The sequence below is a fragment of the Pseudomonas sp. NFPP12 genome (assembly GCF_900103205.1).
In the GTDB taxonomy this organism is placed as follows: Bacteria; Pseudomonadota; Gammaproteobacteria; order Pseudomonadales; family Pseudomonadaceae; genus Aquipseudomonas; species Aquipseudomonas protegens.
In genome coordinates this window covers 338,091-351,079 of the sequence record NZ_FMWW01000001.1, presented here as the reverse complement: position 1 = coordinate 351,079, position 12,989 = coordinate 338,091, and the positions used below count along the sequence as shown (strand labels likewise).

Here is a 12,989-nt window from a genome sequence, read left to right as displayed (position 1 = left end):
CCCTGGAATGAGCTGGGAATCCGCCGTCAGGGTTGGCGGGAATGAAGAGTTGCCGGCGGTCCTGCGGCGCTGTCGAGCAAGGGGTCGTCCATGGGAGGCTGCCGTGCCTGGAAATGAGAGTGATTATTAATAGGCAATTTGCCGGACCCGGCAATCGGCAGGACATTCGTTTGCGCGGCTTTTTCTTTTGATTGCGCGGCGCGCCCCGGAAAGAGCCCGGCAGGACGGAGCTCGAAGGCTAAAGGATAATCATTCTTAATTACAGAAAGACAATTTCCTGCTAGCGTATGGCCTCTTTTCAGGTCCACAGGGAGTTCGCCATGCTCAGCCCCAACGCTGCGCCGCAGCCTGTCAAAAGGGATTCCACCCTGCACTTTCCCAACCCGCAGCACACCGGGTCGGCCGCTGTAGTCCCGGAGGTCACCCTCTCCACCGGGACCGTGCTGATGGACAGCCAGATGTGGATGCAGGAGCCGCTCTGGGAAGGCCTGAAAATCATCCTGGTGCTCAGCGGCCAGCTCAATTGCCGGGTCGAAGGCCAGCCCGAAGTGGAGATCCGCGGGCCGACCCTGTGCGCCGTGGCCAACCAGGGCGAGCACTGCGGCGACCACCTGTTCGCCAGCGGCGTGCCGGTGCGCTACACCACGGTGCAGCTGGACTTCCCCTCGATCCGCAATGTCGGCCTGGAACCCGAGCGCCTGCTCGATCAGCGCGGCGGCGGCCCGATGCTGTTCTGCCAGCCGGCGAGCAAACCGCTGCTGGCCCTGGCGCAACAGATCTTTACCTGCCCGCTGCAGGGCCCGACCCGTTCCTTCTACCTGGGTGGCAAGGCCCTGGAACTCACCGCCCTGGGGGTCGAGGGGATTCTCGCCCAGGCCGAATCCAGGCCACTGCAGGACAGCCCGTGCAGCTCGGCGGACATCGAGCGCATCCATGCCGCCCGTGACCTGCTGCTCAACTCATTGCAGGATTCGCCTTCGCTGTCGGAGCTGTCGCGCCAGGTGGGCCTGAACCCGCGCAAGCTCACCGCCGGTTTCCGTCAGGTGTTTGGCACCAGCGTCTATGCCTACCTGCAGGAGCAGCGCCTGGGAGAAGCCTATCGCTTGCTGGCCAGTGGCGAGACCAATGTCTCCAGCGCGGCTTATCGGGTCGGCTACAGCCCGGCGCATTTCTCAACGGCCTTTCGCAAGCGCTTCGGGGTGTCGCCCAAGTCCTTGCGTTGAGCCCGCTCCTGCTCGAGCCTGCTCCATCCAAAGCTGCGCCTGGTGATCCGGGCGCCCTCCCCGCGCCGTACCGCAAACGAAAGAAATGGTCGCTCAAGCCAAAGTTTTAGCCCGCAACCCAAGCTCACAAATGAGATACGTTTGCATTCTCATTTAATCCCCATCACGGAGTGAAGCATGGGTAGCCGCGTTGCGCACCGAAACACCTCAGGTTGTCCCGTCAATTGTGTGGTCTCGCGTCCGGCTCTGGGCCGCAACCCGCTGGCGTGCCTGATCCACGGCCTGGCCCTGGGCCTCTCGCTGACCCAGGCCGGCGCCGCGCTGGCCGCCGATGGCGATACCGACCAGGACCACGCCCTGACCCTGGACACCAGCGTGATCAGCGCCACCCAGCCCGACTCCGCCACCGGGCCGCAGGCCGGTTACGTGGCCAAGCGCAGCCTCAGCGGGACCAAGACCGATGCCAGCCTGAGCGAAATTCCCCAGTCGATTTCCGTGATCACCCGCGACCAGATGGATGCCCAGCAGGTGCAGTCGGTGAACGAGGCGCTGCGCTACACCGCCGGGGTCCAGGCCAATACCACCGCCGCCAGCCAGCGCTTCGACACCCTCTCGATCCGCGGTTTCGACGTCACCACCGGCATGCTCCGCGATGGCCTCAAGGGCAATACCGCCCAGGCCTGGCCCAAGGTCGAAGCCTATGGCCTGGAGCGCATCGATGTGCTCAAGGGCCCGGCCTCGGTGCTGTTCGGGCAGAACTCGCCGGGGGGCGTGGTCAACCAGATCAGCAAGCGCCCGCTGGACAAGCCCTTCCATGAAGTGCAGATCCAGGGGGGCAGCTTCGACCGGGCCCAGGGCCAGTTCGACTTCAGCGGGCCGCTGGACGATGAAGGGCAATTCCTCTATCGCCTGGTGGGTCTGGAGCGCGACAGCGGCACCCAGTTCGATCACATCAAGGACGACAAACAGTACTTCGCGCCCTCCTTCACCTGGAAGCCCAACGACGACACCAGCCTGACCCTCCTGGCCGACTACACCCAGGACACGTTCGGCGCGCCGCGGGTGTTCCTGCCGGCCCAGGGCACCCTGCTTGGCAACCCCAATGGCAAGGTCAAGCACAACGTCTTCCTCGATGAACCGGGGCTGGACAACGACCGCACCCAGTACTCCCTGGGCTACCTGCTGGAGCACCGCCTGAATGACGTCTGGAGCCTCAATTCCAGCGCCCGTTACGGCCACGTCAACCTGCTGACCAACACCGCCAGCGGCATGTCCCTGGCTCCGGACCTGCGCACCCTGAACCGCGCTGCCTATCGCTTTCGCATTGTCGGCGACACCTACTCCCTGGACAACAATGCCCAGGCCCGCTGGAACCTGGGCAGCACGCAAATGGTGTCGCTTTTGGGGATCGACTACCGGCGCACCCGCGAGGACTACTACCTGCGCGGCGGCTCGGCTTCGCCCATCGACATCTATAACCCGGTGCACGGCGGCGTGTTCGACCCCAGTACCCCCTTCACCAACACCGTGCAGCGCGCCGATCAGGTCGGGGTCTACGCCCAGCAGCAGTTCACCTTCGATGAGCATTGGGTGCTCACCGTCGGCGGACGCCAGGACCGCTCCAGCGCCCGTACCGATAACCGCATGAACGACAGCGGCAGCAAGCAGGACGACGAAAAGTTCACCTACCGCACCGGGCTGGTGTACCTGGCGGACAACGGCCTGGCGCCCTACATCAGCTATTCCACGTCCTTCGACCCGGTGCTGGGCACCAACTTCTACGGCACGCCGTACAAGCCCACCAGCGCCAAGCAATCGGAAGTGGGGGTCAAGTACCAGCCGCCGGGCATCGACAGCTACATCACCCTGTCGCTGTTCGACCTGACCCAGGAAAACGTCAAGACCGCCGATCCCGCCAACCCGTTGAATACCCTGCAGACCGGCGAAGTGAACGTGCGCGGCGTCGAGCTCGAAGGCAAGGCCAGCCTGGCCCGGGGCCTGGACCTGCTGGCGGCGCTGACCTACAACGACGCCGAAGTGAGCAAGAGCAACAACCCGCTGGAGAAGGGCAAACGCCCCACCGACACCCCGGAAAAAATGGCCTCGCTGTGGGCCGACTACACCTTGCCCGAAGGCCCCCTCAGCGGCCTGGGCTTTGGCGCCGGGGTGCGTTACATCGGCTCCACCGAGGCCGATGCCGCCAACACCCAGCGCGTGCCCTCCTACACCTTGCTGGACGCGGCGGTGCACTACGACTTCGACAAGCTGATCCCGGCGGCCAAGGGCCTGCGCCTGGCGGTGAATGCCACCAACCTCACCGACAAGCGCTATTACGAAGGTTGCTCGCTGACCAATTGCAGCGCCGGTTATGACCGCAGTGTCATCGCCAGCCTGCGCTATCGCTGGTAAGCCGCCGATGCTGTCCATGCGTGATATCTGGCTCAGGCTGCACCGCTGGCTGGCCCTGTGCCTGGGGCTGTTCCTCGCGCTGCTGGGCCTCAGTGGTTCGCTGCTGGAGCTCAAGGGGCCGATCCTGCGCTGGGAGGTCGGTGCGCAGATGCTGCAACTGGCCCCTGGCGAGCATGGCGCGCTGCTGCAACAGGAAGCCTGGATCAGGGCCGCCTCCGACGCCTACCCGCAATTGCACAAGGTCTTCGGCGCAGCCCCACCGCGCCAGGGCTTTCTCGAATCGGACAATGTGATCGTCTTCGGTGCCCTCAAGGAGCGTCCCGGCACCGGCATCGCCATGATCGATCCTTATAGCGGCGAACCCCGGGGCTTCTTCGTCTTCGAGGACCTGTGGCTGGCCAAGCTGGTGGCGCTGCACCGCAGCCTGCTGCTGCCGCCAGCCTGGGGGTCGAACCTGGTGCTGCTCTGTGGCCTGGCGCTGCTGGGCTCCCTGGGCAGTGGCCTGTACCTGTGGTGGCCGGGCCGGCGCAGCTGGTGGAAGGCCGCCAGCCTGCGTCCCGGCAGCCAGGGCAACCGGCGCCTGCGGGAATGGCACAACGTGGCGGCGGCCTGGCTGTGCCTGCCGCTGCTGCTGATTGCCGGCAGCGGTGCCTGGCTGGCACGCCCCGACCTCTTCACCTGGCCCGGCGCCCAGCCGATGGCGATCAAGCCGCTGTTTTCCGCGGCCCATGGCCACTTGCTGCTGGGCACCCCCGGCGCCTGGCTGGCTTTTCTCTGCGGCATTTCGTTACCCCTTCTGTACCTCACCGGCCTGCTGCTGTGGTGGCGCAAGCGCGCTGCCCGCCGGGCCGTCCAATCGTTCAAGGAAACTAGCCATGACACACCGTGATTTCTTGCGCCGCGCCCAGCGCGGGCTCTTGCTCGGCCTGCTGCCCCTGGGCCTGCTATGGGCCGCCACGGCCAGCGCCGCGACCCTCACCGATCTGGCCGGACGCCAGGTCCAGGTGCCGGAGAAGGTCGAGCACATCCTCCTGGGTGAAGGCCGGATGATCTATTCCCTGTCGCTGCTCGAAGGCCAGAACCCGTTCGCCCGTCTCGCCGGCTGGCAAGGGGACTTTCGCGGCCTCGACGTGCAGGGCTACGAGGCCTATCACAAGGTCTTCCCCCAGGCCGACAAGGTGCCGCTGGTGGGCGGCACCTCGGCCGAGACCTTCAGCGTCGAAAAGGCCCTGGCGGTGCACCCGGACCTGGCGATCATGGCCCTGAGCGGCGGCCATGGACCCGGCCCCGACAGCGAGGCGGTGAAACAGCTGGAGGCCGCCGGGGTGGCGGTGATCTTCGTCGACTTCAGCGACCATCCCCTGAGCAACACCGTGCCCAGCATGCGCCTGCTGGGCCAGGCCCTGGGCCGTGAGCAGCGGGCCGAGGAATTCATTGCCTTCTATCAGCAGTCCCTGGCCAAGGTCACCCAGACCCTGGCCAAGGCCGGTACCGTCAAGCAGCCGAAGATCTTCATCGACATGCTCGCCGGGCTGCAGGACTGCTGCGGCTCCCCGGGCACCGGCAACTTCGGCGAGATGATCAAGCTGGCCGGCGGCCACAACATCGCCGACGGGCGCATACCCGGCCCCATTGGTGTGCTCAACGTGGAGTACATCCTCTCCAGCGACCCGGACGTATACGTGGCCACCGGGGTCTTTGCCGCCGGCCAGGGCGGCGTGACCCTGGGTTATTCCGCCACCTTGCAACAGGCCCGGGACAGCCTGCGCCAGGCCGCCAACCGCCCGCCGCTGAATGAACTGCGAGCGGTGCGCGAAGGCAATGTGCACGGCTTGTGGCACATCTTCTATGACTCGCCGGAACACCTGATCGCGGTCCAGGCCCTGGCCAAGTGGCTGCACCCGGAGCTGTTCAAGGACCTGGACCCGGACCAGACCCGCCGCGAGCTGTACCAACGCTTCATGCCGATTCCCGCCAGCGGCGTGTTCGCCACGAGCCTGAAACCATGACCCAGGCTGCCACCGACGTGGCGGACAACCTTGCCGCCGGCCATTACCAGCGACGCCACGGGCGCCGAGTGCTGCTGTTGGGCGGGCTGGCCCTGGCCCTGCTGCTGTCCCTGGCCCTGGACATCACCACCGGGCCTTCCGGGATGAGCCTGTCGCGCCTGCTGCAGGTGCTCTGGGACCCGGGCTCGATGCCCCGGGTGGAAGCGGTGATCGTGTGGAACGTGCGCCTGCCTTACGCCCTGATGGCGGTGCTGGTGGGGGCCGCCCTGGCCCTGGCCGGCGCCGAGATGCAGACCGTGCTCGACAACCCCCTGGCCAGCCCCTTCACCCTCGGTGTATCCGCCGCCGCGGCGTTCGGTGCAGCCCTGGCCATCGTCCTCGGCCTGGGCCTTCCCGGGGTGCCGGCGCAGTACCTGATCTCGGCCAACGCCTTCCTCTTCGCCCTGGCCTCAGTGGCCTTGCTCTACCTGCTGGCACGCTGGCGTGGCTTCGGCGTGGAAAGCCTGGTGCTGTTCGGCATCGCCCTGGTGTTCGCCTTCAATGCCCTGGTGGCGCTGCTGCAATTCGTCGCCACCCAGGACAGCCTGCAGCAACTGGTGTTCTGGACCCTGGGCAGCCTGGCCCGGGCCTCCTGGGAAAAGCTCGCGGTACTGGCCCTGGCGCTGTTGCTGTGCCTGCCCTTCTCCCTGCGCCAGAGCTGGGCCCTGACCGCCCTGACCCTGGGCGAGGAACGGGCCCGCAGCTTCGGCATCGACGTTGGCCGCCTGCGCCTGCTGTCACTGTTGCGCATCAGCCTGCTGTCGGCCCTGGCGGTGTCCTTTGTCGGCACCATCGGCTTTATCGGCCTGATCGCCCCGCACATCGCCCGCCTGCTGGTGGGCGAGGACCATCGGCTGTTCCTGCCGGCCAGCGTGCTCAGCGGCGGGCTGATCCTGTCCATGGCCTCCATCGCCAGCAAGGCCCTGATCCCCGGGGTGCTGATTCCGGTGGGTATCGTCACCGCCCTGGTGGGCATTCCCTTCTTCATGGCCATCGTCATGCGCAACCGTCGAGGTGTCCTGTGAAGCCGCCTGTGTCCTCCAACGCCGGCCTGTGCACTGCTGGCCTGAACATGCACTACGGCAACCGCCAGGTGCTGTGCGACGTGGCCCTGCCGCCCCTGGCCGGGGGCAGCGTGACCGCGCTGATCGGCCCCAACGCGGCAGGCAAGTCGACCCTGCTGCGGGGCATCGCCGGGTTGCACAAGACCTCGGGCCAGGTACTGCTGGACGGCGTCGATCTCAACCGCCTGCCCCAGGTGGAACGGGCGCAGCACATCGTCTACCTGCCCCAGAGCCTGCCGGAACGTACCCGCCTGTGCGCCTTTGAAGCAGTGCTCAGCGCTGCCATGGCCGGGCATCGCGCCGGCGGTTTCGCCCCTGGCCGGCCCAGCGCGGCGGTGTTGCACGGGGTCGAACAAGTGCTGCAGGACCTGGACCTCACCGCCCTGGCCGACCGCCCGATCGACGCCCTCTCCGGTGGCCAGCGCCAACTGGTGGGCCTGGCCCAGGCCCTGGTGCGCCAGCCCCGGGTGCTGCTGCTGGACGAACCCACCAGCGCCCTGGACCTGTACCACCAGTGCCAGGTAGTGGAAGCCATCACCCGGGCCACCCGCGAGCGCCAGTTGATCACCCTGGTGGTGGTCCACGACATCAACCTGGCCCTGGGTTTCAGCCAGCAGGTGGTGGTGCTGCACCATGGCCGCCTGGCCGCCGCCGGGCCGGCCCTGGAGGTGATCAACCCACAACTGCTGCGCGACGTCTACGGCGTCGACGCCAGCCTGGAACAGGTACGCGGTCGACCACTGGTGATGGTCGACGGCCGCCTGCCCTCTCACTCAGCCCTGGGATAAACCATGACCCACGCTCAACAGCTGCCCCTCGACACCCTGGACACGCCCCAGGCCGCCCCGGCCTTCGACCTGCGCCCGCTGCTGGTGGCCAACCTGGCCTGCACCATGGCGATGATGGCGTTCGTTTCGCTGATCGGCCCCATTGCGCGGATTCTCGGCCTGGCCACCTGGCAGGCGGGGATGGCGGTGACCGTCTCCGGGGTGATCTGGATGCTCCTGGCCCGCCCCTGGGGCCGGGCCAGCGATCGCCTCGGTCGGCGGCGCATCCTGCTGCTGGGCACCGGCGGCTTCACCCTGGCCTTTCTCGCCCTCAGCCTGTTTATCGACGTGGCGCTGCACGCCCTGCCTTCGGCGCTGCTGGCGTTTGCCGGGTTGCTGCTGGGCCGCGGCCTGATCGGGGTGTTCTATGCGGCAATCCCGGTGGGCGGCTATGCGCTGATCGCCGACAACATCGAGCCCGAGCATCGCGCCCGGGCCATGGCGTCCCTGGGGGCGGCCAACGCCTGCGGGCTGGTCCTGGGGCCGGCGCTTGCCGCATTGCTGGCGCGCCACAGCCTGAGCCTGCCGTTCTATGCGCTGGCGGTGCTGCCGCTGCTGGGCTTCGCCTTCCTCAAGGCACGGCTGCCGCGCCAGGAACTGCACCTCAAGCAGCCGCCCAAGCCGGTGAGCCTGGGCGACCCGCGCCTGCGCCGGCCGCTGGTGGTGGCGTTCGTCTCGATGCTGTGCGTGGCCATGGCGCAGATCACCGTGGGCTTCTTCGCCCTCGACCGCCTGGGCATGAGCCCGGCCGATGCGGCGCAGACCGCCGGCATTTCCCTGACCCTGGTGGGGGTGGCGCTGATCGCCTCGCAACTGGTGGTGCGCAAACTGGAATGGCCGCCGCTGCGGATGATCCGCATCGGCGCCCTGGTGGCGGCGCTGGGCTTTGTCACCAGCATTCTCGCGGCCCACGCCTGGGTGCTGTGGCTGGGGTTCTTTGTTTCGGCCGCCGGCATGGGCTGGATCTTCCCCTCCTTCGCCGCCCTGGCCAGCAACTCGGTGGACGCCGCCGAACAAGGCGCCACGGCCGGCTCCATCGGCGCGGCCCAGGGCCTGGGGGTAGTGGTCGGGCCCCTGGCCGGGACCCTGATCTACGGGCTGGAGCCACGCCTGCCCTACCTGCTGGCGGCGCTGCTGCTCGTACTGGTCGCCTGCTGGCCCGTAGCCCGACTCCGGTAACCTTCGGGCGAACGACGCGCATTATCGAAACCCTGCGGCCCTGTAGCCGCTGCCGAGCCTGCGGCGAGGCTGCGAAAAGGTCCGCAGGACCTTGCTCGGCGGTCTCCAACCGGGCACGCAGCGGCCTTGAGAGCGCCGCGCCCCTGCGACGGAGTGCCGCCCAGACCGTTCGCAGCCTGCGGCAGCGGCTACACGCTGGTGCGGCTCATGCGGCCCAGGGCCAGGCTGTACAACAGCAAGGCCAGGGTCGCCAGGGCGCCACCCGCCAGGCCGACATAGGCAAAGCCCAGCTGCCCGCCGACCCAACTGCCCAGCAGCGCACCGCCGCCAATGCCGATGTTGTAGATGCCGGAGAACATCGCCATGGCCACGTCGGTGGCGTCCGGCGCCAGCACCAGTACCTTGGATTGCAGGGCCAGGCCGAAGCCCATGATCGCCATGCCCCAGAACACACTCAGGGCCACCAGCGACCAGACGTGGCCATTGAGCGGCAACAGCAGGCTCAGGCACAGCGCCAGCAGCGCCACCGCGGTCAGTAGAAACCCCTGGGGGCTGTGGCGGTGCAGCCAGCTGAACAGCAGCGAGCCGATGATCCCGGCGCCGCCGAACACCAGCAGGACCAGGGTCACCACCTCGCCCCCCAGGCCCGCCGCCACCTTGATGAAGGGCTCGATGTAGCTGTAGGCGGTGAACTGCGCCGTCACCACCAGGGCGGTAAGCACATAGATCGCCACCAGCGCCGGGCGCTTGAACAGCAGCGGCAGGCTGCGCAGGGAACCGGAGTTCTGGCTCGGCAGCAGCGGCAAGGTGCGGATCAGCCACAGCACCAGCAGGCCGGCCATGGCCGCGATCACGCTGAACGTGGTGCGCCAGCCCAGGGCCTCGCCCAGCAAGCGGCCCAGGGGAATGCCCAGGACCATGGCCAGTGAGGTGCCGGTGGCCAGCAGCCCGAGGGCCTGCACCTGCTTGCCCGGCGGCGCCAGGCGCACCGCCAGGGACGCGGTGATGGACCAGAACAGTGCATGGGCCAGGGCCACGCCGATGCGGCTGAGCATCAGCAGGCCGAAGTTGCTGGCCAGGCTGGAGAACACATGGCTGACGATAAACAGCCCGAACAGCACCGTGAGCAGCCTGCGCCGTTCGATGTTGCGGGTCAGCAGCATCACCGGCAGCGAGGTCAGGGACACGATCCAGGCGTAGATGGTGAGCATCAGACCGACCCGCTCGGTGGGCAGGTCGAAGCTGGCGCCAATGGCGCTGAGCAGGCCCACCGGCACGAACTCGGTGGTGTTGAAGACAAAGGCCGCCAACGCCAGCGCGATGACCGGCTGCCAGTTGCCTTGGGGTGTCGCCGCGGAATCACTCATGGGGGGGCGTCATACTCTTTCGATGATGGGACGGGTCCGGGACCCGCTGAAAAAATGCACAACCCGGGCCAGCATCGCTGCTCCCGGATTGCGGGCAAAGGCTCCCAGGCGGAGCCAGGGTGCAGCGCCGCTTCAATTCCCTTGGGCGGTTCGCGCAAAGACCTGCATAGCCAGCGCCACGCCCTGCAGCAGGCGCGCCGCACTGACGCCGTCGCGGGCTTGCACCGACAGCCCGTGGAGCACCGTAGAGTAATAATCGCCCAGGGAAGTTGCATCGCTGTGGCCGGGCAATTCACCCGCCTGCTGCGCGGCTTCCAGGCGCTGGATAATGCTTGCGGTACGCGCCCGGCGATGTTCGGCCAGCCATTCGCGCACGCTGTCGTTGTCGCTTGAGCAGTTCACCGCCGAGGCCACCACCATGCAGCCACGGGGGCCGTCGGCCCGGGTGTAGAGTGCCACCGCTTCTTGCAGCATGCGCTCGATGGCGACGTAGGCGCAGGGCTCTTGCAGGGCCAGGTCGGCGAAACCGCCTTCCTGGCTTTCGTACAGCTCGATGGCCTCGCGAAACAACGCCTCCTTGGAGCCGAAGGCGGCATAGATGCGCGCCGAGGCGATGCCCAGGGCCGCCACCAGGTCGGCCATGGAGGTGGTTTCGAAACCACGGCGCCAGAACAGTTCGAGCGCCTGGCGCAGTGCCTGGTGACGGTCGAATTCGCGGGGTCTTCCAGCCATGGGGGTCGGGTATCTCGTCGGGACAGGGAAGGCGTTCGGTTGAGCCCGAACAGCCGGTTGGCGCAGGGCGCCGGGACGAAATGATATTAGATTTGCGCCGGCCGCGGCCAATTTCCGTGGCCGCGGCCTTGCCTGCGCCCTGCCTCAGTCACGGCCCTCCTGCAGAAACGGCAGCAGCAGCGCGAGAAATTCCTCCGGTGCCTCTTCCATGATGAAGTGCCCGCAGTCCTCGACAATGGCCCCGCGCAGGTCATTGGCATGGCCCTGCAGGGTCAGCAGAGGTGCATCGTTGGTGGCGTGCTCGGCACCAATGGCCAGCACCGGCATGGTCAGCGGCTGCTGCGCGCGCAGCTGATTCTGGCGCACCGTCTCGGGGATCGCCCGGTAATAGGCGAAGCCTGCGCGCAACCCGCCCGGGGCAGCGTAGGCCTCGATGTAGACTTCGGCGGCCACCGCCTCGCGGCGATGGGACCAGTGGTCGAAGATGTAATTCAGGTAGGCCCGCTCGCGCCCGGCGATCAAGGCTTCCGGCAAATCCCGCAGCTGGTTGAACATGAAGTGCCAGAGAAAGATGTTCTGCTCCGGCGCGACGAAAATCGATGGTGCATCCGCCAGCCCGGGGATCACCGCCTCGGTCAGCGCCAGGCGCTCCACCGCCTGCGGATGGTCGCTGGCCAAGGCGTAGGCGATCCACATGCCGACGTCGTGGCCGACCACGCTGTAGCGCTCGAAACCCAACTGCCCCATCACCTGGTGCAGCACCCCGGCCACATGGCCGGTGTCGTAGCCGTGCTCAGGACGGTCGGACTGGCCGCTGCCCGGCGGGTCCACGGCAATGGCCTGGAAGCCTTGGGCAGCCAGGGCCTGGATCACCTGACGCCAGGCGTACCAGGTCTGCGGCCAGCCGGGAATCAGCAGCACCGGCCGGCCCGTGCCGGCGATGACACAGTGGATGCGCTGGCCATCGACGCGCACGTAACGGTGAACCAGGTCGAGGCTGTCGGCCTGGAGGTTGTCAGTCAAAGCATTCATGGTGTGTTCTCGATGAAGGGTTTCAGGCAATGCCGAGCATGGCGTTGATCTGTTGGCGGTCGATCTGCGCGCCGGCGAAGTCGTCGAAGATGCGCTGGGTGACCTGGATCATGTGCCGGTTGATGAACTCGACACCTTCCCGGGCGCCATCCTCCTGATCCTTGAGGCAGCACTCCCACTCCAGGGTCGCCCAGCCCGGGTAGTCGTATTGCGCCAGCTTGGAAAAGATCCCCTTGAAGTCCACCTGGCCATCGCCCAGGGAACGGAAGCGCCCGGCGCGCTCGACCCAGGCGCTGTAGCCGCCGTAGATGCCCTGGCGGCCGCTGGGATTGAACTCGGCATCCTTGACGTGAAACATGCGGATGCGCTCGTGGTAGATGTCCAGGTAACTCAGGTAGTCCAGCTGTTGCAGCACGAAGTGGCTGGGGTCGAAGAGAATGTTGCAACGCGGGTGATGGTCCACCAATTCATAGAAGCGTTCGAAGCTGGTGCCGTCGTGCAGGTCCTCGCTGGGGTGGATCTCGTAGCACAGGTTGACCCCCTGCTCGTCGCAGGCATCGAGGATCGGCCGCCAGCGCCGCGCCAACTCGTCGAACGCCGTCTCGATCAGGCCCTCGGGGCGCTGGGGAAAGGGAAACAGATAAGGCCAGGCCAGGGACCCGGAAAAGGTCCCCAGCTCACTCAGCCCCAGGCGTCGCGAAGCCTTGGCCGCCAGCTTCATCTGCTCCATGGCCCAGGCCGTTCTGGCTTGCGGATTGCCCCGCAGCGCTGGCGGGGCGAAGTTGTCGCACATCGCATCGTAGGCCGGGTGCACCGCCACCAGTTGGCCGAAGATATGGCTGGTCAGCTCGCTGATCTGCAGGCCCTTCTGCGCCAGCTGGCCCTTGAGTTCATCGCAGTAGTCCTGGCTCTCGGCCGCCGTGGCGACGTCGAACAACCGCGCATCCCAGGCAGGGATCTGCAGCGCCTTGAAACCCAGGTCGGCGGCCCATTGGGCAATCGCCGGCAAATTGTGGAACGGCGCCGTCTCGGCGCTGAATTGCGCCAGATGCAGGCTGGGACCCTTGAGGGTTTTCATCGAACTGCTCCCTATTCTTTGTCAGTCGAC

At 67.0% G+C, this 12,989-nt stretch carries 11 protein-coding genes; 7 read left to right on the top strand and 4 right to left on the bottom strand.

Annotated features, from left to right (window positions below):
- The first annotated feature begins 320 nt into the window (after window positions 1–320).
- The 7 genes from BLS75_RS01430 to BLS75_RS01400 all read left to right on the top strand — a co-directional run bounded on the left by BLS75_RS01430 (window position 321) and on the right by BLS75_RS01400 (window position 8,750).
- Window positions 321–1,223 (top strand): AraC family transcriptional regulator, encoded by a 903-nt coding sequence (locus tag BLS75_RS01430; protein WP_011061777.1) that lies wholly within the window; start codon window positions 321–323, stop codon window positions 1,221–1,223.
- Between the two features lie 177 nt (window positions 1,224–1,400).
- Window positions 1,401–3,632 (top strand): TonB-dependent siderophore receptor, encoded by a 2,232-nt coding sequence (locus BLS75_RS01425; RefSeq protein ID WP_072450092.1) that lies wholly within the window; start codon window positions 1,401–1,403, stop codon window positions 3,630–3,632.
- A gap of 7 nt (window positions 3,633–3,639) precedes the next feature.
- The gene (locus BLS75_RS01420; RefSeq protein WP_072450091.1) at window positions 3,640–4,521 is read left to right on the top strand and encodes a PepSY-associated TM helix domain-containing protein; all 882 of its coding nucleotides are present in this window, start codon (window positions 3,640–3,642) and stop codon (window positions 4,519–4,521) included.
- Entirely contained in the window at window positions 4,508–5,641 is a 1,134-nt protein-coding gene (locus BLS75_RS01415) for an ABC transporter substrate-binding protein (protein ID WP_011061780.1), read from the top strand. Before BLS75_RS01420 ends, BLS75_RS01415 begins: the two co-directional genes overlap by 14 nt.
- Window positions 5,638–6,705, top strand: coding sequence for a FecCD family ABC transporter permease (locus BLS75_RS01410; RefSeq protein ID WP_011061781.1), 1,068 nt, complete (start codon window positions 5,638–5,640; stop codon window positions 6,703–6,705). Before BLS75_RS01415 ends, BLS75_RS01410 begins: the two co-directional genes overlap by 4 nt.
- 8 nt (window positions 6,706–6,713) lie before the next feature.
- On the top strand, window positions 6,714–7,532 hold the full coding sequence (locus BLS75_RS01405; protein ID WP_239690628.1) for an ABC transporter ATP-binding protein: 819 nt from the start codon (window positions 6,714–6,716) through the stop codon (window positions 7,530–7,532).
- Between the two features lie 3 nt (window positions 7,533–7,535).
- A complete protein-coding gene (locus BLS75_RS01400; RefSeq protein ID WP_072450089.1) occupies window positions 7,536–8,750 on the top strand; it encodes an MFS transporter in 1,215 nt (404 codons plus the stop codon).
- Between the two features lie 188 nt (window positions 8,751–8,938).
- Here BLS75_RS01400 and BLS75_RS01395 read toward each other — a convergent pair whose 3' ends face one another.
- The 4 genes from BLS75_RS01395 to BLS75_RS01380 all read right to left on the bottom strand — a co-directional run bounded on the left by BLS75_RS01395 (window position 8,939) and on the right by BLS75_RS01380 (window position 12,959).
- The gene (locus BLS75_RS01395; RefSeq protein ID WP_072450088.1) at window positions 8,939–10,117 is read right to left on the bottom strand and encodes a sugar transporter; all 1,179 of its coding nucleotides are present in this window, start codon (window positions 10,115–10,117) and stop codon (window positions 8,939–8,941) included.
- A 132-nt stretch (window positions 10,118–10,249) separates the two neighbouring features.
- A complete protein-coding gene (locus tag BLS75_RS01390; RefSeq protein ID WP_011061785.1) occupies window positions 10,250–10,849 on the bottom strand; it encodes a TetR/AcrR family transcriptional regulator in 600 nt (199 codons plus the stop codon).
- 144 nt (window positions 10,850–10,993) lie between these two features.
- The gene (locus tag BLS75_RS01385) at window positions 10,994–11,881 is read right to left on the bottom strand and encodes an alpha/beta fold hydrolase (RefSeq protein ID WP_072450087.1); all 888 of its coding nucleotides are present in this window, start codon (window positions 11,879–11,881) and stop codon (window positions 10,994–10,996) included.
- A gap of 22 nt (window positions 11,882–11,903) precedes the next feature.
- A complete protein-coding gene (locus BLS75_RS01380) occupies window positions 11,904–12,959 on the bottom strand; it encodes a sugar phosphate isomerase/epimerase family protein (RefSeq protein WP_015635973.1) in 1,056 nt (351 codons plus the stop codon).
- Window positions 12,960–12,989 lie beyond the last annotated feature (30 nt).